The organism is Gordonia sputi NBRC 100414, assembly GCF_000248055.1.
GTDB lineage: Bacteria > Actinomycetota > Actinomycetes > Mycobacteriales > Mycobacteriaceae > Gordonia > Gordonia sputi.
On the sequence record NZ_BAFC01000145.1, the window covers coordinates 1 to 615 of the forward strand.

General features: G+C 65.2%; 1 protein-coding gene. It reads right to left on the minus strand.

Translation table 11 applies throughout. From position 1 onward, the window contains the following. On the minus strand, nt 1-615 hold a 615-nt coding region (locus tag GOSPT_RS22500; protein WP_005209468.1), incomplete at both ends, for an IS256 family transposase.

Genomic DNA, 615 nt, shown 5'->3' on the forward strand with positions numbered 1-615 from the left:
TAGATTTCCTGCATCGCTTTGATAGCGTTGGGGTGTGCCGATTTCGGCAGTGCCGCAAGCACATTGGCTTGCTTATGAAACCAGCAGCGTTGTTCCCGGCTCTCGGGGAACACCTCGCGGACCCCGGCCCAGAACCCGAGCGCGCCGTCCCCGACCGCCAGGGTCGGGGACGGCATGCCACGGCGTTTACAGCTGCGCAGCAGATCGGCCCACGACTCGGTCGATTCCCGGTAGCCGTCAGCGAGCGCGATCAACTCCTTGCGGCCGTCGGCGCGGACGCCGATCATGACCAACAGACACAGCTTCTCCTGCTCCAGGCGCACCTTGAGGTGGATGCCGTCGACCCACACGTACACATAGTCGGCGGTGATGTCGCGGTCGGCGAAGGCTGCGGCTTCTTTCTGCCACTGGGCAGTGAGTCGGCTGATGGTGGCCGCCGACAACCCAGCGCCGGAACCGAGGAACTGCTCGAGTGCCGGCCCGAAATCGCCGGTGGACAGTCCATGCAGGTACAGCAGCGGCAGGACCGCGGAGATCTCCGGGCTTTTGCGTGCCCACGCCGGCAGAATCTTCGACGAGAACCTCTGCCGCTCACCGGTGTCTGGGTCGACGCGC